30 protein-coding genes and 3 pseudogenes are annotated in these 19,146 nt (G+C 42.7%); 24 read left to right on the top strand and 9 right to left on the bottom strand.

The genetic code is table 11. The annotated features are described in order from the left end of the window. Nucleotides 1-2: 2 nt before the first annotated feature. The 8 genes and pseudogenes from CXF89_RS21340 to CXF89_RS04050 all read right to left on the bottom strand — a co-directional run. Nucleotides 3-182, bottom strand: a pseudogene (locus tag CXF89_RS21340) (DNA translocase FtsK); the annotation flags it as partial. 129 nt (nucleotides 183-311) lie between these two features. Continuing rightward, a pseudogene (gene rdgC, locus CXF89_RS21335) lies at nucleotides 312-1,148 on the bottom strand (recombination-associated protein RdgC); the annotation flags it as partial. A 151-nt stretch (nucleotides 1,149-1,299) separates the two neighbouring features. Continuing rightward, nucleotides 1,300-1,536 (bottom strand): hypothetical protein, encoded by a 237-nt coding sequence (locus CXF89_RS04075; protein ID WP_121953883.1) that lies wholly within the window; start codon nucleotides 1,534-1,536, stop codon nucleotides 1,300-1,302. Nucleotides 1,537-1,594: 58 nt separating this feature from the next. Next, nucleotides 1,595-2,785, bottom strand: a complete 1,191-nt coding sequence (locus CXF89_RS04070) for a hypothetical protein (RefSeq protein WP_121953882.1) — start codon at nucleotides 2,783-2,785, stop codon at nucleotides 1,595-1,597. 556 nt (nucleotides 2,786-3,341) lie between these two features. Further along, a pseudogene (locus CXF89_RS21550) lies at nucleotides 3,342-3,726 on the bottom strand (Rad52/Rad22 family DNA repair protein); the annotation flags it as partial. 4 nt (nucleotides 3,727-3,730) lie between these two features. Continuing rightward, nucleotides 3,731-4,024: a hypothetical protein gene (locus CXF89_RS04060; protein ID WP_121953880.1), complete on the bottom strand. Its 294-nt coding sequence runs from the start codon at nucleotides 4,022-4,024 to the stop codon at nucleotides 3,731-3,733. A 241-nt stretch (nucleotides 4,025-4,265) separates the two neighbouring features. Then, nucleotides 4,266-4,610, bottom strand: coding sequence for a Rap1a/Tai family immunity protein (locus CXF89_RS04055; protein WP_121953879.1), 345 nt, complete (start codon nucleotides 4,608-4,610; stop codon nucleotides 4,266-4,268). Between the two features lie 8 nt (nucleotides 4,611-4,618). Beyond that, nucleotides 4,619-5,257: a LexA family protein gene (locus CXF89_RS04050; protein WP_121953878.1), complete on the bottom strand. Its 639-nt coding sequence runs from the start codon at nucleotides 5,255-5,257 to the stop codon at nucleotides 4,619-4,621. A 78-nt stretch (nucleotides 5,258-5,335) separates the two neighbouring features. Between CXF89_RS04050 and CXF89_RS04045 the strand changes: the two genes are divergently transcribed. Genes CXF89_RS04045 through CXF89_RS04035 form a run of 3 tightly spaced genes read left to right on the top strand, consistent with a single transcriptional unit; the run spans nucleotide 5,336 to nucleotide 6,309 of the window. After that, nucleotides 5,336-5,539, top strand: a complete 204-nt coding sequence (locus CXF89_RS04045) for a Cro/CI family transcriptional regulator (protein ID WP_121953877.1) — start codon at nucleotides 5,336-5,338, stop codon at nucleotides 5,537-5,539. A gap of 12 nt (nucleotides 5,540-5,551) precedes the next feature. Next, nucleotides 5,552-6,079 (top strand): phage regulatory CII family protein, encoded by a 528-nt coding sequence (locus CXF89_RS04040; RefSeq protein WP_121953876.1) that lies wholly within the window; start codon nucleotides 5,552-5,554, stop codon nucleotides 6,077-6,079. Then, nucleotides 6,079-6,309 carry a hypothetical protein gene (locus tag CXF89_RS04035; RefSeq protein WP_121953875.1) on the top strand — a complete coding sequence of 77 codons (231 nt, stop codon included), beginning with the start codon at nucleotides 6,079-6,081 and terminating at the stop codon, nucleotides 6,307-6,309. The genes CXF89_RS04040 and CXF89_RS04035 overlap by 1 nt, the downstream gene beginning before the upstream one ends. Here the strand turns inward: CXF89_RS04035 and CXF89_RS04030 are convergent. Continuing rightward, on the bottom strand, nucleotides 6,306-6,626 hold the full coding sequence (locus tag CXF89_RS04030; protein WP_121953874.1) for a hypothetical protein: 321 nt from the start codon (nucleotides 6,624-6,626) through the stop codon (nucleotides 6,306-6,308). The genes CXF89_RS04035 and CXF89_RS04030 overlap by 4 nt on opposite strands. Before the next feature lie 96 nt (nucleotides 6,627-6,722). Here CXF89_RS04030 and CXF89_RS04025 point away from each other — a divergent pair, with 96 nt between their 5' ends. The 21 genes from CXF89_RS04025 (at nucleotide 6,723) to CXF89_RS03925 (ending at nucleotide 19,031) form a co-directional block, all read left to right on the top strand. Next, the gene (locus CXF89_RS04025) at nucleotides 6,723-6,938 is read left to right on the top strand and encodes a TraR/DksA C4-type zinc finger protein (RefSeq protein WP_121953873.1); all 216 of its coding nucleotides are present in this window, start codon (nucleotides 6,723-6,725) and stop codon (nucleotides 6,936-6,938) included. Nucleotides 6,939-7,013: 75 nt separating this feature from the next. Further along, on the top strand, nucleotides 7,014-8,111 hold the full coding sequence (locus CXF89_RS04020; RefSeq protein ID WP_145990799.1) for a hypothetical protein: 1,098 nt from the start codon (nucleotides 7,014-7,016) through the stop codon (nucleotides 8,109-8,111). Then, nucleotides 8,065-8,388: a hypothetical protein gene (locus CXF89_RS04015; protein ID WP_145990798.1), complete on the top strand. Its 324-nt coding sequence runs from the start codon at nucleotides 8,065-8,067 to the stop codon at nucleotides 8,386-8,388. The genes CXF89_RS04020 and CXF89_RS04015 overlap by 47 nt, the downstream gene beginning before the upstream one ends. Next, the gene (locus CXF89_RS04010; protein WP_121953870.1) at nucleotides 8,385-8,582 is read left to right on the top strand and encodes a hypothetical protein; all 198 of its coding nucleotides are present in this window, start codon (nucleotides 8,385-8,387) and stop codon (nucleotides 8,580-8,582) included. Before CXF89_RS04015 ends, CXF89_RS04010 begins: the two co-directional genes overlap by 4 nt. Further along, the gene (locus CXF89_RS04005; protein ID WP_121953869.1) at nucleotides 8,579-9,007 is read left to right on the top strand and encodes a hypothetical protein; all 429 of its coding nucleotides are present in this window, start codon (nucleotides 8,579-8,581) and stop codon (nucleotides 9,005-9,007) included. Before CXF89_RS04010 ends, CXF89_RS04005 begins: the two co-directional genes overlap by 4 nt. Nucleotides 9,008-9,016: 9 nt before the next feature. After that, the gene (locus CXF89_RS04000; RefSeq protein ID WP_121953868.1) at nucleotides 9,017-9,334 is read left to right on the top strand and encodes a hypothetical protein; all 318 of its coding nucleotides are present in this window, start codon (nucleotides 9,017-9,019) and stop codon (nucleotides 9,332-9,334) included. Further along, nucleotides 9,334-9,786, top strand: a complete 453-nt coding sequence (locus CXF89_RS03995; protein ID WP_121953867.1) for a recombination protein NinB — start codon at nucleotides 9,334-9,336, stop codon at nucleotides 9,784-9,786. Before CXF89_RS04000 ends, CXF89_RS03995 begins: the two co-directional genes overlap by 1 nt. Then, a complete protein-coding gene (locus tag CXF89_RS03990; protein ID WP_121953866.1) occupies nucleotides 9,773-10,075 on the top strand; it encodes a DUF1364 domain-containing protein in 303 nt (100 codons plus the stop codon). The genes CXF89_RS03995 and CXF89_RS03990 overlap by 14 nt, the downstream gene beginning before the upstream one ends. Then, nucleotides 10,072-10,512 carry a hypothetical protein gene (locus tag CXF89_RS03985; RefSeq protein WP_121953865.1) on the top strand — a complete coding sequence of 147 codons (441 nt, stop codon included), beginning with the start codon at nucleotides 10,072-10,074 and terminating at the stop codon, nucleotides 10,510-10,512. The genes CXF89_RS03990 and CXF89_RS03985 overlap by 4 nt, the downstream gene beginning before the upstream one ends. Continuing rightward, complete coding sequence (locus tag CXF89_RS03980) at nucleotides 10,505-10,699, top strand: hypothetical protein (RefSeq protein ID WP_121953864.1); 195 nt, start codon at nucleotides 10,505-10,507, stop codon at nucleotides 10,697-10,699. Before CXF89_RS03985 ends, CXF89_RS03980 begins: the two co-directional genes overlap by 8 nt. A 1-nt stretch (nucleotide 10,700) precedes the next feature. Then, nucleotides 10,701-11,264, top strand: coding sequence for a zinc finger-like domain-containing protein (locus CXF89_RS03975; RefSeq protein WP_121953863.1), 564 nt, complete (start codon nucleotides 10,701-10,703; stop codon nucleotides 11,262-11,264). Beyond that, the gene (locus tag CXF89_RS03970; protein WP_121953862.1) at nucleotides 11,261-11,503 is read left to right on the top strand and encodes a hypothetical protein; all 243 of its coding nucleotides are present in this window, start codon (nucleotides 11,261-11,263) and stop codon (nucleotides 11,501-11,503) included. Before CXF89_RS03975 ends, CXF89_RS03970 begins: the two co-directional genes overlap by 4 nt. A gap of 2 nt (nucleotides 11,504-11,505) precedes the next feature. Beyond that, a complete protein-coding gene (locus CXF89_RS03965; protein ID WP_121953861.1) occupies nucleotides 11,506-11,850 on the top strand; it encodes a hypothetical protein in 345 nt (114 codons plus the stop codon). Between the two features lies 1 nt (nucleotide 11,851). After that, on the top strand, nucleotides 11,852-12,409 hold the full coding sequence (locus CXF89_RS03960; RefSeq protein WP_121953860.1) for a hypothetical protein: 558 nt from the start codon (nucleotides 11,852-11,854) through the stop codon (nucleotides 12,407-12,409). A gap of 442 nt (nucleotides 12,410-12,851) precedes the next feature. Beyond that, complete coding sequence (locus CXF89_RS03955; protein WP_219621662.1) at nucleotides 12,852-13,301, top strand: DUF5675 family protein; 450 nt, start codon at nucleotides 12,852-12,854, stop codon at nucleotides 13,299-13,301. Continuing rightward, the gene (locus CXF89_RS03950; RefSeq protein WP_121953859.1) at nucleotides 13,298-13,798 is read left to right on the top strand and encodes a hypothetical protein; all 501 of its coding nucleotides are present in this window, start codon (nucleotides 13,298-13,300) and stop codon (nucleotides 13,796-13,798) included. The genes CXF89_RS03955 and CXF89_RS03950 overlap by 4 nt, the downstream gene beginning before the upstream one ends. After that, a complete protein-coding gene (locus CXF89_RS03945; protein WP_121953858.1) occupies nucleotides 13,791-14,132 on the top strand; it encodes a phage holin family protein in 342 nt (113 codons plus the stop codon). The genes CXF89_RS03950 and CXF89_RS03945 overlap by 8 nt, the downstream gene beginning before the upstream one ends. Further along, nucleotides 14,132-14,806 carry a hypothetical protein gene (locus tag CXF89_RS03940; protein ID WP_121953857.1) on the top strand — a complete coding sequence of 225 codons (675 nt, stop codon included), beginning with the start codon at nucleotides 14,132-14,134 and terminating at the stop codon, nucleotides 14,804-14,806. The genes CXF89_RS03945 and CXF89_RS03940 overlap by 1 nt, the downstream gene beginning before the upstream one ends. Then, complete coding sequence (locus CXF89_RS03935; RefSeq protein WP_219621661.1) at nucleotides 14,806-16,539, top strand: terminase large subunit; 1,734 nt, start codon at nucleotides 14,806-14,808, stop codon at nucleotides 16,537-16,539. Before CXF89_RS03940 ends, CXF89_RS03935 begins: the two co-directional genes overlap by 1 nt. Before the next feature lie 3 nt (nucleotides 16,540-16,542). After that, nucleotides 16,543-18,639, top strand: a complete 2,097-nt coding sequence (locus tag CXF89_RS03930) for a portal protein (protein WP_121953856.1) — start codon at nucleotides 16,543-16,545, stop codon at nucleotides 18,637-18,639. 2 nt (nucleotides 18,640-18,641) lie between these two features. Further along, nucleotides 18,642-19,031, top strand: coding sequence for a RyR domain-containing protein (locus tag CXF89_RS03925; RefSeq protein WP_121953855.1), 390 nt, complete (start codon nucleotides 18,642-18,644; stop codon nucleotides 19,029-19,031). Nucleotides 19,032-19,146 lie beyond the last annotated feature (115 nt).

Raw genomic sequence — 19,146 nt, 5'->3', positions numbered from 1 at the left:
ACTTAATTAAATGGTGTAACTTCACGTTCGCCGTTATGACCTGGCTTGCTTACAATGCCGTTAAATTCAAGTCGATCAACTAGCCTTGCCGCTCGGTTGTAACCTATTCTGAATTTTCGTTGAATACGTGATACGGATGCGTTGCCGGTTTCTAAAACAAACGCTTTTGCTTCTTCATAAAATGCGTCATTGCCGTTACTGTCTTTATGCTTTGCATTGTGTTCGGCAATTAATGACTCGTTCCCATCGTCTTGATCTAGATCTTCCTGCTCGTTGGTAGAGCTTTGCTTGTCGAACGCATTTCTTAGCTGCTCGCAATGACCTGTCATTAGCTCAAGTGCTATCGCTTGCTTATGTATTTCATAATCATCAGCGTTATCGAACATGGCTCCTTCAACTTCAAACAGCTCTTTTACGCCTTTAATTTTGAAGTTGTGATTTAGGTAGAATGAAAGCCCATCTTTTGAAAGAGCAATTTCTTTGATTTCGTAACCTTGCTCGATAAGTTCTTTGATATTTTCGGTAGGGTAATCGCCTTTAAAACGTGCAACGTCTTTATCTTTATTTTGCATAACCAACAAGTCGCCAACCTCAAAGCCAGCAAAGTAAAGCTTGGTGTCGTATTCGCTATTTGAATTATTCAGCTGATCAAGCATATTGGTTGTTAGTGAATTGGAAATGCCGCTACAGTGAAGTGTTTTGGTTTCAATTGACTCAACTAGCTTTAGTAGCAAACCTAATGCGCGTTGCGCTAATGCGGCCTTACAATCAAAAATTAGCGTTTGCTTTTTTTCGTGATAAAAGGCTGAGAAGTTAACTGTTTTTACTATTGAACGAGCGCAAAAGTCCGCGTTAACCTGCCCTGCTATTTCCCCCATTTCTTCTTTACTAGGCTCGTGAGGCCAAGTGTCTGCCACTTCATTAATGCGCTCTAAAATTTGTGCTCTAGGGTAGTCTTTAGCGCTATAGGTGAAATCAATGCGGTAACCGTTATCAAGTGCTACAAATTGGCGATCTACTTTAAAGCCCAAATTGCTCCACTGGTTATCTGTTAGCGTTGTAAAAATAACGCCTTGTTCTTCTTCAACCTTACTTTCTAAAACTGAGATACCTGGCAGCTCTGCTGCGAATACATGAATGTTTTTCATTGTTATACCTACTTAGTTGTTATTAAAACGATGATGGCTAGCACTAAAACGCGAACGCTGTTTGCTGCTACCATCTTTATAAAATCTCTGCGCTTCTGCTTTTCCTGTGCGCTTGAGCTATTTCCGGTGATTGCCATGTAGTCGTGCATCATTAAGCTGCTCGCTTGAACTTCATTGCTGGTCTAATGCCGCCAAGCTCTAAAATGATGTTGTTCATCTTTGCGCAAACGTTGAATGCAAGAGAGCGCCTTGTTGTAAAATTACTACCAGGTAATGCCCATCCAGATTCGCCATTTACTTCACATGCGACAATAGTTGCTTGGCCTACGCGAATATCTTTAAAATCTTCTCTTGCTGCTACTAGTCGTGGAACGCGTAATGCTTTCATATAAACCTCATTTAAAAGAGCTTGCGCCCTTAGGCGCTGCTCGGTCGGAATTGGGAACTTACGCTGCGTGTGCTTTATTCAAGCGCTGCTCTAATACTTCGATGTAGCTTTCAGCTAGGTCTAGCTGGTCGCAAATGCGGTCTAGCTCATCATTGTCTGCCCGGTCCTGGCTGCTTGGCCATGCTGAAAGGGGCATGTAGTTAATAGGCGCACTAGTATTTTCAAACATTGTTGATTTAAAGCTATTACCAAGTAGCGGCTGCTCGTTTTGGTCTAACATACGATTTACTTCGGTTAGTGCTTCATGCTCTTGCTGCTCTATAGGTGTGCTTTGCTCAATTGGCTCTTGGTTCACTTGAACTTGTGGTTCTGGATCTGTAGTAACAGCGATAGACTCAAGCTGTAGCTTTTGTTGGTGCATCATTTTTAGCTGCTGAATTACTTGAGCTAACACTTGAATAACTTCGTCAAGGCGGTTGCCAAACTTTTCATTGGTTGGCGTGAAGGTATCTAGCTTTGCAATGCGCTTGGCTATCTCTGCGCTAGATTTATCAAAGTAATTCATTGGGTCGCTGCGCAAGTTATTAATGCGAGCGTCAATCTCTTGATCTTGTTTTTGTAAGCGCTCTTGCTGTGCAATGGCTTCTTGTTGAATGCGTAATTGTTCGCGCTCTGCTGCAACTGCTTCTGCTGCTTTAGCTGCTTGATACATGTTGTTAAGCGTTTCTAAGATGCCTTTTTTAGTGTCGATAGCTTCGTGAATAAGCTCTTTATCAAACGATTCGGTATCAACAAGATCAACGGCTTCGATTGTGTCAGCAATAAACTGTGAACCTTGATTTTTGCATTGGTCAACAAAGCTGCCCATTTGCGCTATTTCATCACGTTGCTTATTTAAAAATTGTTCACGCTCTTTGGCTATGCGTGCAGCTTCTTCTTTGCGATGTTTATCTTCAAGTAAAAAAGCTTCAACAGTAGGCGCGTAAATAGCCTCTACTTTTTTAACCAAGTCATCACCATAAGTTTTAAGTTCTTTACTAAATCCAATGCGGCGCTCGTTAATAGACTTAACAAGTTTGTTGAACTCTGCACGAATAGCGCGAGCTTGTTTAAATTGTTCATCGTCTGACATATCAAGAGAAAACGATTTAGGATACTTCTTGCGCAAATCTGCAAGGCCTTTTTTGGTTAAATCTTCTTGGTATACAACTTCAACCAAGTCGGTTGCTGTGCTTTGATTAGTAGCCATGGTTATACTCCGTTTCTTAGTTTGTTTAGCGCCTCTGTATGCGCTTGGTTGATTTGAGCTACAAAGCTACTGCTATCTACTTTGGTTGCTCGGCAATGACCTTTGAGCTCTTGTAACAAGTGCTTATGGTTCAGGGTTAATACTGATTCGTTCTCTGCTGTGACAATGCGGTCTTTGATAGATTGATTTAGCCAGGAGTGAAATTTCTTATTTGCGTTTAAGCTATTTTCTTGCTCTCTAGCTTCAAGCTCTGCTTTTTTGCGATCTTTAATTTCAATCGCCTTGTCGCGTATATCTATGCGATTAACGACAGCTGCAAATTTATAAGCCTGCTCGTAATGTTCGCGCAGTGTTAATAGGCTGGTTGCTTGCTCGATAGCATCTAGGTACTTATCAAACTTAGCTTTAGGTAGCGCCCAGTCAGGAAGTTCAGGCGGGAACCACTCGGCGCTCATTCTAGGGCCGTTTTTATTGCCCTTACTAAGCGGTATGTTGATAAACTCACCGTTAGCTACAAATCGACTTTCAACCGGTGCACATGTTGCAAACTCGGTATCAAGTGAGTAAAGGTAACGACCAATGCCAAATTGAACCGCTGTGCGCTTCATAGCGCCAGATAAAGCGCCTTTTAATGCTTCGATTTGCGAATACTCTGAACCGTCCCATTTAGTGATCCACTTATCGCCAAAGCGAATACTTAAACCACACAAGTAACCTTTGCCGCCGGCGGCTTCTGTGTAGGTGTTTTCCCATCCATCTATACCAACAACATCATCAAGGCGTTGCTGAATTGCGCGGTTAGTGATGTAAGGAATAACCATTACCCACGGCTTACTCTTGCCAGATACGCCACTTTGTTGCACACGCCATTCAATATCGTGCGCTTCAAATGGGTCGGCTAATAAGCGTTGGATCTCTGCTGATGTTTTTGCGTTGCTCATTGGTCTAGCTCGCTAGTAGAGTAGGTAGGGTGTAAGTGCCTATGCGCTTGCTTTCTCTTGTCGCATCAAGCACTTTCTTTAATTCTGTTGCCGCGTTTTCTTCGTTAAGCATTGTTAAGAAAGACTTTTCACACTTGCCGTCAACATAAATAAAAACACTAATAGACGGGTCATTTGCATTAGTAACAACGTTTACATGCACGCGGCTTCTAAAGTTGAATGACTCAGCCGTAAGCGTTGCTATAAGCGTTTTTACTTCTAGTGATAAAGCAGGGAATATTTGGGTTTTATGACTCATGTTGACCGCCTTAAATTTAAACTTTCTAAAATTCATGCTTGAAATTTAAGGTATCTGAAATTGGAAGTCAAACAAAAATTTAAACTTTCTTAAATTTAAAGTGGTTTTTATGTGATGAATCATGATCAGGAGGGGAGCATGTGGCACATGCCCTTAAGTTTTTTCTGGAAGTGATGATTATGGTCTGTAAGAGGGAGGAAGCTCCTTAAGAGCTTCTTATGCGCAGGTATTGCGGGCTAGCTTAATCTTCACTTGGGCAGGGAAAGGACTTAAATAATGAGCTTTGAACTATTGTTCTTGCTGGCAAGTGCCAGTCTTCGGGGTTGCTGTTAAGGTGCTTTGCAATCATAGCGAGTATTTGATTTCTGCTAACCTTGCTTGGAGTGCATAAGAAGGGAGTCGTTGAGTCATACACCCCTATCACGTAGCCCGCATACTCAAAGGCTTTTGAGTAATCCGTATCTTTATCGTTTGCCTCTGCTTTTAAATATTGCTGCATCGGCTCGCGAAGATCGTTACCTGAATAAAAATAGGCGTCAGCCGAAAATGCCGAAAAAACAAGTAGTGTGGAGATAATGCTTTTCATAACACCCCTTAAAAGTCTTGTATTACTTGCTTTACCACGGCAATAATAGTGCAGTTACCGTTAATAGGTATCGTTGGAAAAGAGCTATTGAAAGGTCGCAGATACTTTCTACCAGCGTCAATAACTAGCTCTTTAACTGTAGCTTCTGATGAATCATCTAGCCTTGCGATGACAACTTTACCGCTTGCAGCTTCAATATCGGGATCAGCTACAACTACAGAGCCTGCAGGTATGGTTCTTCCCGTGCTAGAAGTCATGCTGTCGCCAACCACTCTTGCAGCAAAAGCATTGGGCCCTACCTTGGCTGTTGTTCTGTAGCGCTCGGCGGAATCGGCGATAAAACTTATTTCTTCCATTTCTTTCCATGCACCAGCTTGTACCCAAGAGATGAGCGGGACTGTGCCCTTTATCTCTGGCCCAACCTCTATATTGGATGTAACACCTGTTCCTTGCAATAACTCAACAACATCGACTTTCAACGCTTTTGCTAAAGGCTGTATTTGAGCGCCTTTGGGGGAAGTTATTTCTGACTCCCACTGAGATATCGAGCCGTGTGAAACGCCCACATATTTAGCTAGCTCTTTTTGAGTGTAGCCATGCAATTTTCTTAGGCGCCTTATGCGCTGATTTAAGTTTTCTTTATTCATGTTCAAATGATAAACCTACTTGACTTTAGTTTCCTTTAGATCAACAATTTAAGGAATCTATAATTTGAGGTTACAGAAATGCTCCGAAAAGATGTTATCGCACACTTCGGCTCAGCTACTGAAGTAGTTAAACAGTTAACAAATTTATCTCATGGAGCTGTTAGCCAGTGGGAAGAGGTTATCCCCATGGGTAGAGCCTATGAGATTCAGTCTATAACTAACGGCGCAATGAAGGTTGATTTAGGCCTTTATGAGCGCAAGCACTCTCAATCAGCAGCATAGGAGAAACTATAAATGCTTTTATCTAAAAAGAGTACGAGAAACGCTAAGCCTAGCGCTCGATGCCCACTTGAAGCAGCGGCAAGTATTGCGAGCGACTTTAATGTGTCTGAAATTGCGCGCGTCATGGCTAAGTCACCAACAACACTTAGCAATAAGCTAAATACAAATATTGATTCGCATGTATTAACACTGCAAGAAGCAATTGCTATTCAGAATATCACTAATGATAGTCGAATTTTAAACGCCTGGGCCTATAGCGAAGGTAAGACTGTTATTGATTTGCCAGAAGTGGGCTTATCTGACGATGAATTAGCAGATCAGGTTTTGCACTTGCAAGAAACTATTGGTGACTTTGCTAAAACCTTTCGCTTGGCACGACAAAAAGGCGTGATCACGCAATTAGATTTTAATGCCATTCAGAAAAATACCCTTTCTATTATTTCTACAGCTTTGCAGCTTAACGCTGAAATTGAACAGATGGTTAGGCCTGATCCTAATGAACCAGTGGCAGCTAAGTCAGCATCGTTGAAGGTGGCGTGATGAGTGATAAGAGCAAAGAGTTAACCGAAAAAGAGCTTCGCGAAAAAGACATTGCGAGCTGGAAGAGTTATGACAGCAAGGTCGATGAAATTGCATCGTTAATTGAAAAAGAAGCGGCTCTACATGGATTACATAGCCGCTCTTATATTGGGTTTGTATCAGACGTTGCTGCTTATGCGTTGGAAAAGCAAAACATAAGAGTAAGCACCTTAGTAATTGTAAATGACTAGCAACCCACTTTGCCTTGTTCGTAGACGGAAGGGGTCTTTTTGATTTCTCTTATGAGGTCGATATTTAGAAGTGATAGGCCTTTTTCGGTTATTAGGTAGGCGGTGTAGCCTTCAGCTCTGACTTCCATAGTGGTTAGAAACTTATTTTCAACTAAAAAATGAAGCGTTGGCTCAAGCAGTGGACCATCAAGCTCACGGTCAAAAGTGGGTTCATTATAGCTCTGAGGTTTGATGGTTAAGGGTAGTGGGAATTGCTCAGCAAGTTTATTTAATAGTGGCTTTGCAATTTTATTAAAAGAAGAAATATCGAATTTCATGTTGTTGTCCTTTTGTTTGTTGGTTTAGTAATTCGCACTTGCATGCTAGCAGACAAAAGGGCGCTTTTTAATCAGTTTTAATTTTAGGTTTTATTTATGGATTTAGCAGATAGCGCACAGCAAGAAATGGAGCATCACGAAGCGCTCCAGATTGCGAACTTAAAGCGCCCAGAAGTAGTGCCAACAGATGAATGTATTGAGTGTGGTAGTGAAATTCAAGAGGCGCGTAAAAAGGCGATAAAAACAAATTTGTGTATTGGTTGCGCAGAAATGCGCGAGTTACGTAGCAGAAACTACGCAACTCGCAGGTAAAACAAAACCCGCATCAGCTTAGGAGGCAGGATAGCGGGTTTCAATTTAGCGAAATGTCAATTTAGCGAGGCAATTATGACCAATTTAGCAGAAGTTTACAAGTTCCCTGAAAAAGAGGGGAGATTGAACGAAAAAGAGCGGCGGAAGTTTATGAGCGACAAAGGCGGCTTTTCCAGCACTTTTAGAAGCATTGATCAGCAACCGTGGAGCAATGACGGTGTGTGCATGCTTATAGTGCAGTATTTAATACGTAACGCGGCGTTTAAGGCGCTAAGTATTGAGTACCGCAGTAACAGGCTTAAATTAAGCGCTGGGCAGTTTGTAACAACTGTGAGAGAGCTTGCGGCAAAGGCGGCTATAAACTCATTGTATAAAACTGAGGACTCGGCATATACAGCGACAAAAAGAGCGTTAGTTAAACTTGAGAAAGATGGGTTTTTAACGCGCAAATCTATCGGCAAAACAGTGACACAATGTACTGTAATTAGCTTGCCAAACTACTCAAAATTCAACCAAAAAAGTGACCCACGTAATGACCCACGAAGTGAATCACGTAATGACCCACGTGAAGCCGTTACCATTAAAGGCGTTGCGGCTAGTTGTGACCCACGAAGTGACCCACGCAATGACCCACGAAGTGACCCACTAAATAAGAATGATATTAATAATAAAGATCTAATAACCCCCCTAACCCCCCAAGGGGTGACTGCGTTGTTTGATGTGTTTTGGAAAGCTTATCCGAACAAAAAAAGCAAACCGACAGGTCGCAAAGCATTTGAAAAAATAGCAGCCAAATTTAAAAAGAACCCTGACGAACTTGATCAGCTTGTTAAGCGAATTAATGACCACGTTGAAAAGCGAAGAACAAACGATCCTCAGTGGACCAAAGACAACGGACAATTTATTCCAATGCCTGCAACTTTTTTGAATCAAGAACGCTGGAACGATGAATATACAACGGGGGCAAGCCATGAAAGCAGTAAGCACAATTTTACAAACCAGCCACATCGACAATTGCGGTCGAATCCTAATACCCGATACTCAGACGCACAAGCGTACTTGGAGTCACGCGGACTCGCCGGACCTAGAGAAAGCGCTGGTTGCTCTATGGACGAGGCTGGACCAAATGTTTACGGGCCGATGGACGCGGGAACATGGGGGGCTGGGGAGTGATGATTTTAAATACCTGCTTGGTTTGCTCAATGACAAGTTTAAAGATCCCGATGATGTCGCAGCAGCCAGTGTTGAATTGCTTGAAAGTGGCGCAGAACACCCGCCGTCAATCCCTAAGCTACTCGCATTGTGCAAAAAGCCTAAACAGCACGCAGCACATAAAGAAATTAACCGCGATTTTTTGCTTCCTCAGCACGGCAAAGGCCCGCGCAGCGAAAGCACCGAAAACAAGCTTGCTGAATTGCGCAAACAGCTTAAACGGAGGGCTTTAAAGTGAGTGGAAATAAGGCATTTACTGTTTTAAAGCGTTATTCAGCCGCTGCCTTGGCGCTATATGTGTTTTTGTATGTTGGCTCATGTGCGCAGCAGCTTGATGAGGCGCGTGAAAACGCGTGCAAAGAAAAAGGTATGGTTTTAGTGACCGCTCGCGGCAAAGATTACTGCACATATGGCACAAGGGATGGGCTATGAAGTCATACGAGCAAGATCAAAAAGAATTTATTCGAGCCTTAAAAGAAATTTTAGGTGTTCACTATCAAGCCGCTTTAGCAGACGCGAAGCAGGCAAAAGCCGCAGCCCTGGACGGGATTAAAAACCCGACACCAAAGCAATTAGGCTTTGCAACAGCAGAAGCTAATCGCGCAATGGCAAGAGCAGCTAAAGCGTGTGGCGTTGATAGCGTACCGCAGTACATCAAGGACCAAAAAGAGGCCGCAAAAAACAAACATGCAAAGCGTAACAAGTCGCACAGCCAAAACAGGCAAGCGGCTAATCGTATGCAAGACGTTAAAGCGAGCCCTGGCAACTTCACATCAAAGAAGGTGCCGGCTAATCAAGGTTTCTCACTTAACGAGCAACTAGAAAAAACATTCAACAATGCAAGAAAAACAGCTTAGGAGCTAATTATGACTATCAAAAAAAGCACACTTACTCAGTTATCACCGGTCGGCGAGGTTTTTTGTGATGGGTTTATCGCTAACACAAAGCCGCAGGCAGTAAAAATTATTAAAGATGGTGCTCAGGTAAACCACGATGCAGTATTTGCCAATTTTACAAAGACTGTTGCGGTACTCGCTGAAAAAAATTGCTTAACGAATGAGTTGCGCGATTCATTGCTGGCAACTGGCGCTTACATTTTAGTGCAAGCACAAAAAAAAGCGGTAGCAGCACAAGAGAGCGAGATAAAGGCCGAACCAGCTAAAAAAGCAGATAAGGCCGCGTAATGGCAAAGAAAGTAGTAACCACTACTAACGCCCAATACTTCATGCCCCAAATAGGGCAGGCGGTAAGGGCGCTTTTAAAGCAAGGCAAAAACGTTGTCATTGAGTTTAAAGAGCATAAAGCTAAGCGCTCTTTAGCTCAAAACAGACTGCTTTGGAAGTGGAACCAGATAATTGCTGATTATTTTCGTGAGCACTACGGGCAAGAAAATAGCTCAGAGGACGTACACGAAGTATTTGTGCGTAGAAAGTTCGGTGTAAAAGTTATTCAAGCTGGCAACGAGGAACCAATTATCGTGCGCAAGCGAACGCGCAAACTAAACACAAAAGAGTTTTGCGAGTATCTAAATTGGTTAGAGCAATACTGCGCTGAATATTTAGAGCTTTTACTACCGCAGCCGGACGATCTTTATCACTTGGCTATGTATGGGGAGTCAAACAATGTCGCTCATTAGTAAAAAAATAAGAAATAGTGCACGCGGCCAGCAATGCCAAGTGCGTATACCTGGCGTATGCAACCGCAACCCAGAAACAGTTGTACTTGCTCATGTTGGCAAAGGCTCAGGTATGGGGCAGAAGTGCGATGACATTCACGCAACTTACGCATGTTCAGCGTGTCACGATGTAATTGATAGGCGTGTACGAATGGGAAGTGCAAGCGAATTACTTGTTTACGCATACGAGGGCATGGTTAGAACGCAAAAGCTTTTACTCGAGCAAGAATTAATACAGGTGGCTAAATGAATTTAACGATAGGCATTGATCCCGACTTTGTAAAAAGCGGTGTTGCTGTTGTCCAGGGCAAAACAATCATTCACCTTGAGTCGCTAAGCTTTGTAAATATGTTCGAGTACATAGCAGCGGTAGGGCCAAAAGAGAATATTTTAATAAAATTAGAGAACCCAAGCGCTATAAAGCCTCTTTTTGGCAAGAAGGTTCAAAACAGCCGCGCTGTACGCGAGAAAATATGCCAGGACGTAGGCAAGTGTAAAGCGACAGGCACGCTAATACAGCAGGTGCTAGAAAGCCAGGGCTATAAAGTGAAGTTGGTAACTCCATTGAAAGGCCCGGTAAAACGAGAAGCTAAAAAAAGCGATAAGTATTTCAACCAAATTACAGGCTGGAACGGCAGAAGCAACGAAGATAAGCGCGATGCCGCATTGGTGGCGCTGTATGGATGATAAACCATTAAAGCTAAGAATGACTCACGCACAGCATGTTTACGGGTGGATGCTAAAGCGAGGCGGGATTGAAACTTACGATTTATCTTGGCCGTGTTTAGCGCTTGAAAGTTTACTTGCTAAACCCGCAGATTTTAAGGCTCACAGAGAAGTTATTGCTATATTTAAACGTATGGGAGTGAGATAATATGCAACCAATTAAGCTACTTGCAAAGCTTACAACTAAAACGCTTAATCTCACTGGTACGTTTGGTGGTAGTGGGCAAGACGTTATTGATTGGCGAACAGCAGCACATGCTTTAGCCGGCTTACCCTCTTGCCCGACTAATTGGGCTTACTTTCGTTATGTAGGCGAGGAAACAAGACTTAATCGTGTTGTACGCTCGCTTACTATGCACATAACGCTGTTTGTTAAGATACGCCAATACAAAATAAAGCCAGAAACACTTAATGGCATTGTACTGGCATCCGTTTATGAGTTTGTTCAACCTGTTTGCGGTGAATGTGATGGTAGCGGTTTAGCTCCAGGGCAAAAGGCCACTAACCTAGACGCTTTGATATGCACTAAATGCCACGGCACCGGACGCAAGCCGTTATCTAATCGCAGAAGATGCAGGATTATAGGTATCGGACATAAAAGCTACACTAGCGCGCATGATGAAGTAACAAAGGAATTGCTTAGGCTTATATCGGAATGGGAAAGCGCCATATTTAAAAACATACGCTTAAAGATGGGGGATGAAGCAGCATGATAACGGCAGTTGAGTTAGCTAATGCGGTTTCAAGATTACCAGACCCCGAAACTTTCAGGTATAGCAGTATACAAATTATATTGCATAACATACTTGAGCCATCAGTTAGCAGCGCAGGCAAGACAACGTATTTAGACCAAAGCACAGTGACATTTGTAAAACGTAGAATATTTGGTGTTGATACTTGGGTTGTAGAAAGCATGAACATAAGCAAATACGCTAAAGCAAGAGCGAGATAAGCATGAACAAGATAACAATAAACGGCAAAACAATTACACATTCAGGCCGTGGCAGTGTGTGTATAAGCAATAACAAAATTACCATTGGTGGTGTCGATATAAAAGATTTAGACACTATCGAAGAAAAAACCATAAACATTGTCATTGAAGGCAACGTTGAAAACATAATGACCGAAGATGCTGATATAACAGTAAACGGAACAGCCGGCACAGCAACCACTAAAAACGGCAATATTTCATGCCATGACGTTACCGGTGATGTGGAAACCAAGAACGGCAACATTATGTGTGGAAGCGTCCAGGGCGATGCGACTACAAAGAACGGCAATATTATGGGAGGTCGATAAAATGAAGCGACCAACCAAAGAGCAAATAGAAGAAATAATAAAAGAGCTACCACACCCTAGAAATTGGATGGGTGACTTTTACAAGGTGATTTGGCAAGACCCCGAAGATTTAGAGCCCATTACCGTAAGTCGTGGACTTGAGTACACCGAGTCATACGATGTAGAGCTCATATTTAGAAGGGTTGTTAATGCAAATGGGTATGACATGAGCTGGGAGCTTGACGAAGGCTTTAAAAGCTTTGATGAGTTTGTGGCAGAGCAGGAAGAACAAAGCCAAAACCCTGTAGATGAATATGGAATCATTGAAATACTAAAGAAACATAACGCAGAAAGCGCTTTAAATGAGATTTCAGCCGTTTTTGATAGATTTTGCGAGTCTTATATGGGCTCAAGAGAAGAAATACGCAAGGGAGCCTTTACAGAGGTTAATTGCTATTTAATAACCGCACTTATCGAAGGGGAAAAGGACCCTAATATACTAGAATCAAAAATAACCGAGCTAGTAGACGCTTACAATAATTTATATGCGAAGGAAACCCATGCTAATAAAGCCAAATAAGATACTAACAGCGATAATTATTAAGTATCCAATACTCATAGACAAGTATCTAACGGAACATTAAAGAACATAACGGAACAACACCGGAACAAAACAACGCTCTTAATCTAATTAAGGGCGTTTTTTATTGTTTATTGATAAATTTAGGGTGAACAACGCGGAACAAATGACGGAACAATCAAAGTTGTAAGTTATTGATATTTAATTGATGTTCTGTTTTAGCGGAACAATTGAAGGGGAATTGTAACGATTTGTCCTGTTTATCGGCTCAATGTTCTTTTTTACGCTGTAGAATTTGAGCCAGCAATAAACATCCGCTTGCAAACCCCCCAAGATTGATATATCTTTTCACATGTTGAAGAAATCCGCTTAGCTTATGACTGAGCGGATTTTTTTTGCTCTATGCTACTTGCTTTGCCCGGTTTAACAGCCGGGCTTTTTTATGCGCGAAACAAAAGGCTTTGCTATGAAACTTTTATTAAAACGCTTCCCAACACCAAAGGGTATTTTTGGCACGTTTGGCGAGCTATACGCAAAAGGCGAGTTAGTTTGTTTTACTGTCGAACGTGAATGGAATAACAATAAACCGTCTATTTCTTGCGTTCCTTGTGGAATCTACGAGTTAGTACCCCACGAAAGCCCAAAGCATGGAACGTGCTACGCGCTACAGCAACAAAATTTAGGCGTAACTGTCTATGGACCATCATTACGAACACATATTCTTATTCATGTTGCAAACAAAGCAACTGAATTAGCCGGTTGTATTGCGCCGGGCAAAGGTCTTGGTACTGTCAGCAGTGAGTGGGCAGTTTTAAATAGTGGCGGCGCATTCAACGAGCTAATGATCCTGCTTGATGGTAAGTCGGCAACATTGGAGATAGTAAACGCATGAGTAAAAATCTATTCACTAAAGCAATCGACCTTGTAAGTGGCGGCTTCGGTTCGTCAGTTGTTGAAGCTGTTAAAGATTATTTCCCACCAAGCATGAGCGAACAAGAGAAGGCCGAATTGTCTTTTCGCATACAAACAGCCACAGATCAGAAAGCATTAAAGGTGCAAGAGCTAAACAATGAAGCGCAAGCCGAGTTTAATCGACGCATCGCAGAATTAGAGGGAACAGCTAAAGATTTAAAATCTATCCCTGTACTTGGTCCCTTAATGCTTTTTTTACGCGGTTGTCAGCGTCCAGTTTGGGGCTACTCAACTCTATACATTGATTTTAATGTGTTTAGTGGTGCCTGGACAGGATTAACAGATACACAAGAGAGCGCTTTGTGGATTATTAATTTTTTAGTGCTCGCTTTTCTATTTGGCGAAAGAGCAATGAAAAATGTAACTCCACTAATTGAGCGCATTATCAAAACAAAATTAGGGAACAAAAATGCCTAACGAAACAGGGCCTATATTAAAGAGCTTGATTGATCTGGGCCTTGGTTACGTTTGGTTCTTATTGCTCGCTATTTGGGGTGGCACCGTGAATTATCTAACGCGCAGAAAAAAGGACAAACTACCGTTTAGCGTTGTGGAATTAATAGGCGAATGGGCTATAAGCGGTTTTGCGGGAATAATTACAGTGCTTATCTGTCAAGAAATGGGGCTATCAGCAACAATAACCGCTGCGACTGCGGGTATTGCGGGCCACATGGGTGGCCGCTCTATATTCATGTTAGAGCAACACTTTCAGAACCGCATAGGCATCAAAGGCAATAGCGGTGACAAGTAGTGTCAAAATGGAGCGATTTAAATGAGCTATTCCAAAAAGAGCATAGCGAAACAAAAATATCGTTGCGTGATTTTTGCGATAACAACAAATTAAACTACAGCACTGCGCGAAAGCATATAAGAACATCAAGAGCAGCACCGCGCAAGGTTGTAAAGGATGAAGGCCAAAAGCTCACAAGAGCGCCAAACTTTAGGCATGGCGGTTATTCAAAGTATTTTAAAGGTGAGGTTAACGAGCTTGTTGAAGCAACAACGCTTGAAGATGAACTTGATCTTTGTCGGGCTCGCATTCACATGGTTATGGAAGCTTTGCCAGGTATTCAAAATCTATTAGATGATCCTGACACTGACAATGACGCAAGAACACGGCTTTATGAGTCAATGTTCAAAGCTGAAAACGCACTTGATAGAAACATTACACGCGCAGAGTCGATAACTAAGACGCTATCAAGCATAGAAACAGACTCATTAGCACGCGGTAAGTTGATTGCTGAAACAGCACGCATAGCACAGCAAACAAAATCATTGGTTCACGCTACCAAGCGCGGCAAACATCAAGCGGAAATTGCAGAGCATGAAGCAGCTAAAGCACGCAAAGAAGCTGGCGGTACTAGTAAGCTTGATGATTTCATTGATAAACGCACAGGCGGTTTAGATACCGTGGTTAGTCAGTAATGCAACCCAAACTAGCTAAATACCCTAAAAGCACTTGGTTAACGCCAGAAGAACGCTTTGAACTAGACGAAGTTGAGCTATTAGAGCGTTGCGAGCCATACCTTGATTGTTGGTGGTGGCGAATAAACAACTTATACATCATTGCGGACGAGAAAGGCCGTGAAGTTTTATTTCGTTGTCGTATAGCGCAAACAGTATTGTTTATGACGATGTGGTTCTTAAACATCATCTTAAAAGCGCGTCAATTGGGGTTCAGTACGGCAATACAGGTTTTTATCCTGGACCACGCCATGTTTAACGACAACAGGCAGTGCGGGGTAATCGCGCAGGGTAAAGACGAAGCCGGCGCAATATTTTCCTCAAAGATATTGTATCCCTATGAGCGGTTACCAAGTTGGCTTAAAACCGGCAAACGCTCAGTAAAGAGTAAAACAGGCACCGGGATTAAGTTTAACAATGACTCATGGATACGAGTTGCCGTTTCTTTCCGTTCGGGAACACTGCAGGTTTTGCATGTATCTGAATACGGCAAAATATGCGCTAACTACCCATTACGAGCAGACGAGGTTCAATCGGGCTCACTTAATGCGGTACATGAAGACTCTTATATTTTTATAGAGTCAACAGCAGAAGGCGCAAGCGGCAATTTCTTTGATATGTCAGTCGATGCAATGGAACTATTAGCATCCGGTATAGATTTAGGTCAGCAAGACTTTAAATTTCATTTTTACCCTTGGTTTGAAGATCCTAAGTATGTAGCGGCAGTGGCGCCGGGTGGCTTAAAGCTATCAAAGGAAAAGGCCAAATACTTCAAAGCAGTCGAAGAAGCTAACGGCGCAACACTCACAGACGAGCAAATTAGCTGGTACATAGGCAAGGAACGCAACCAAAAAGGCAAAATGAAGCAGGAATATCCATCTACACCGATGGAAGCATTCTTAACATCAGGCCGCAAAGTGTTTGATAGCGAAGATTTGATGCGCGTTGAGGGTCGATGCGTTAAGCCTATATTGGTTTATGACATTGAGCCTTACACTGGCAAGCGTAAAAAAATGAACGGCAAGGTTAATTTAAGCGCTAAAGGTGGCGATACGCTGGCTCAATCAACACTTGGTTACTTGCTTGTGTGGGAATTACCAGACGAGAACGAAGATTATGCGATCGGTGCCGATGTTGCCGAAGGATTGGAACACGGCGATCGCAGCTCATTAGACGTTGTTGCCAGATCGGACGGGCGACAGGTAGCACATTGGTTCGGTCATATAGACCCTAAGCGGTTTGCACACATAAACAAGCATATCGGACTTATGTATAACAAGGCCTATATCGGCGTTGAGCGAAACAATCACGGTCATGCAACACTTCAAGAGCTTGTTGAGATTTACCCAACCAGCCGGATTTACACGGAAGAACACATTGATCGTGAAGATACAGACGAAGAAACACGAAAGGTAGGCTGGCATACAAGCGCACAATCAAAGCCAATTTTAACGAGTGGACTTGATGAACTGCTTACTCACGATAAAGACGGCATTGTTTGGCGTGGCACAGTTAACGAGCTCAATACGTTTGTTTACGACAAAAAAGGTCGAATGGGCGCGCAATCAGGCGGCTTTGATGACCAGGTAATGAGCTATGCAATTGCACAAGAAATGCGAGTAAGAATGCCTAAGCGATTAATTAAAGATAATACACCTGCACCACACAACCCTAATCATTGGATGGCACGATAACAAATGGCTGATCACGTAAAATCAAATAAAGACGGCTTTACGCTAGATAAGCTGTTAACGCTACTAGGCGATATAGATAGTCAACCGGATTGGCGCACACCAGCAACTAAGGCTTGCGCTTATTATGATGGCGATCAATTGTCTGAGGATATAAGAGCGGTACTTAGACGCAGAGGACAGCCGGAAATAGTGCACAACATGATTGGGCCTACTATTGATGGCGTACTTGGTTTAGAAGCTCGCTCGCGCTCTGACTTAATGATCGTGGCCGATGATGAAAACGGCGAAGAACTGGCAAAAGGTCTAAATGAGAAGTTTAAGGACGCATGGCGTTTATCTCATGCTGATCGTGCTTGTTCAGATGCGTATGCTAGTCAATTAAAAGCTGGCATTGGCTGGGTAGAAGTCACGAAAAACCCTATTCCTTTTGCCGCACCTTATCGTGTTAAGTTTATTCACCGCCGCGAAGTGTGGTGGGATTGGAACGCACAAGAAGCAGATCGCAGCGATGCACGTTGGATGCTACGTAAAAAATGGATGGACCTGGACGAAGCGCTTGCAACTTTCCCTGATCACAAAGAGATTTTAAAAAACTCAGTTAATTTGTGGGAAGATTTTTACAACACAGTTGATAAAGAGCATGTAGAAGAACACGCGTTACATTCAGCATGGCACGACAGTCAAAGTTGGACACGCGGACAAAGCGAGTGGCTAGACCAAACTCGTAACCGCGTATTACTGCAGGTTATCTACTACAAAGTATGGAAGCGTGCACACGTTATTAAAATGAGTGACGGGCGCATTATTGAATACGATAAAACAAATCAGATACACCAAGCCGCAGTGCAAAGCGGTAAAGTGCAACTTGAGTACGCTTCTTTCTCTAATGTTCGTGAAGCGTGGTTTGTTGGCCCTCATCGCATCATTGATAGACCTAGTGAAGCGCCAGGCGGCATGTATAACTTAGTGCCTTTCATTGGCTACCAAAAAGATGCAAGCGGCGAACCTTACGGCCTTATTAGCCGCATGGTGCCAGCGCAAGACGGTATTAATGCGCGTATTATACGCCTTAACTACTTACTGCAAGCGCGTAGAATTGTTGCCGATGAAGATGCGACACAATTAAGTAATGACAGATTAAAAGAAGAAGTTGAAAAGCCGGACGGTTACATACCATTAAACCCGGAGCGTAAAAATAAGCTAAAAGCCTCTGACGCGTTAAGCATTCAAAATGATGTAGGCATAGCAGCGCAGCAATTTAACCTCATGCAAAACGATATGAAGTTAATCCAGGATACAGCCGGCGTTTATAATTCCATGTTAGGGCAAGACAGTAATGCGACAAGCGGTGTTGCTATTTCTAACTTGGTTGAGCAAGGCACAACAACACTTGCTGAATTAAATGATAACTTTCATTTCTCACGCAACAGAGTGGGTGATTTACTACTTGCTTATCAAATTGAAGATTTAAAGCCACAAAACAATGTGGCGGTAACCGTTAACCGTAATGACAAGGCCAAACGCAAGCAAATTGTACTTAACCAGCCTAACGAAGAAGGCAAGCGCAATAACGATGTTGCACGATGGAAAGGCCACTTAGCATTAGCACCGGTTAAAGCTACGCCAACGTATCGACAACAACAAGCAACGCTATTAAGCAATGTAATGGCACAAATACCGCCAGAAGCACAAGCAGCGACAATGCCTATGTTCGTTGAACTAATGGACCTACCGAATAAAGAGGAATTTTTAGCTACTCTACGCCAGGCGTTAAACATTCCTAAGCCTCAAGAAGATATGAGCGAAGAAGAACTTGCACAAGCACAAGCCCAAGCTGAAAAAGCACAGGCAATGGAACAGCTACAAATGCAAGAAATTCAAGGCAATCTTGAAAAGCTAACTCTTGAGCGAGAACAGCTAAAAGTAAAAATTCTTGAATTACAGAAGAAAACTGAAACAGAAGAAGTTAAAGACGACAAGTTGATAGCTGAAACTGAAAAGATTTTAAGTGAAGTGCGTAGAAGCAATGCTGAAATAGCGGCAATGAAATCAAACGTACAAGCAAACATTCAACAGCAACTAGACGCAATACAGGTGTAGCAATGAAGCAGCTAGAGAGCATAGACCACATACCAGAAGATCACATTGAACAAATACAAGCCATTGCAAAAATGTGTCACGAAGTTAATCAAGCTTACACAGCGGTAATTCGTGAGCCATTAAAGCATTGGCATGAGCTAGAGCAGCCAGAAAAAGACGGTGTTATTGAGCATGTGGCGTTTTTAATTATCAACATCGATGCTGACGCTAAAGCATGGCATGACGCATGGGTGGCAAAAATGATTGTTGCCGGCTGGAAGTACGGACCTAAACGCTCAATCAAAAACAAAACGCATGAGCACCTGAAGCCATTTCATCACTTACCTGAAAAACAGCAAGTCAAAGATGCGCTATTCCATAGCGTAGTCAAACAAGCCATTCACGCAGGCTAAATAAAAAAACACGTACTACGCAGAAATGAAGCCGCTTTGAGAAATCAAGGCGGCTTTTTTGTGCGATGCACAAATTCGCAAGGGCAGCGATACGCCTAAATTTTAATTTTCGTAA

This window comes from Pseudoalteromonas sp. MelDa3, from assembly GCF_002863625.1.
Classification (GTDB): Bacteria; Pseudomonadota; Gammaproteobacteria; order Enterobacterales; family Alteromonadaceae; genus Pseudoalteromonas; species Pseudoalteromonas arctica.
Note: the sequence above shows the minus strand (reverse complement) of the source record. Positions and strands in the feature narration are given on the sequence as shown.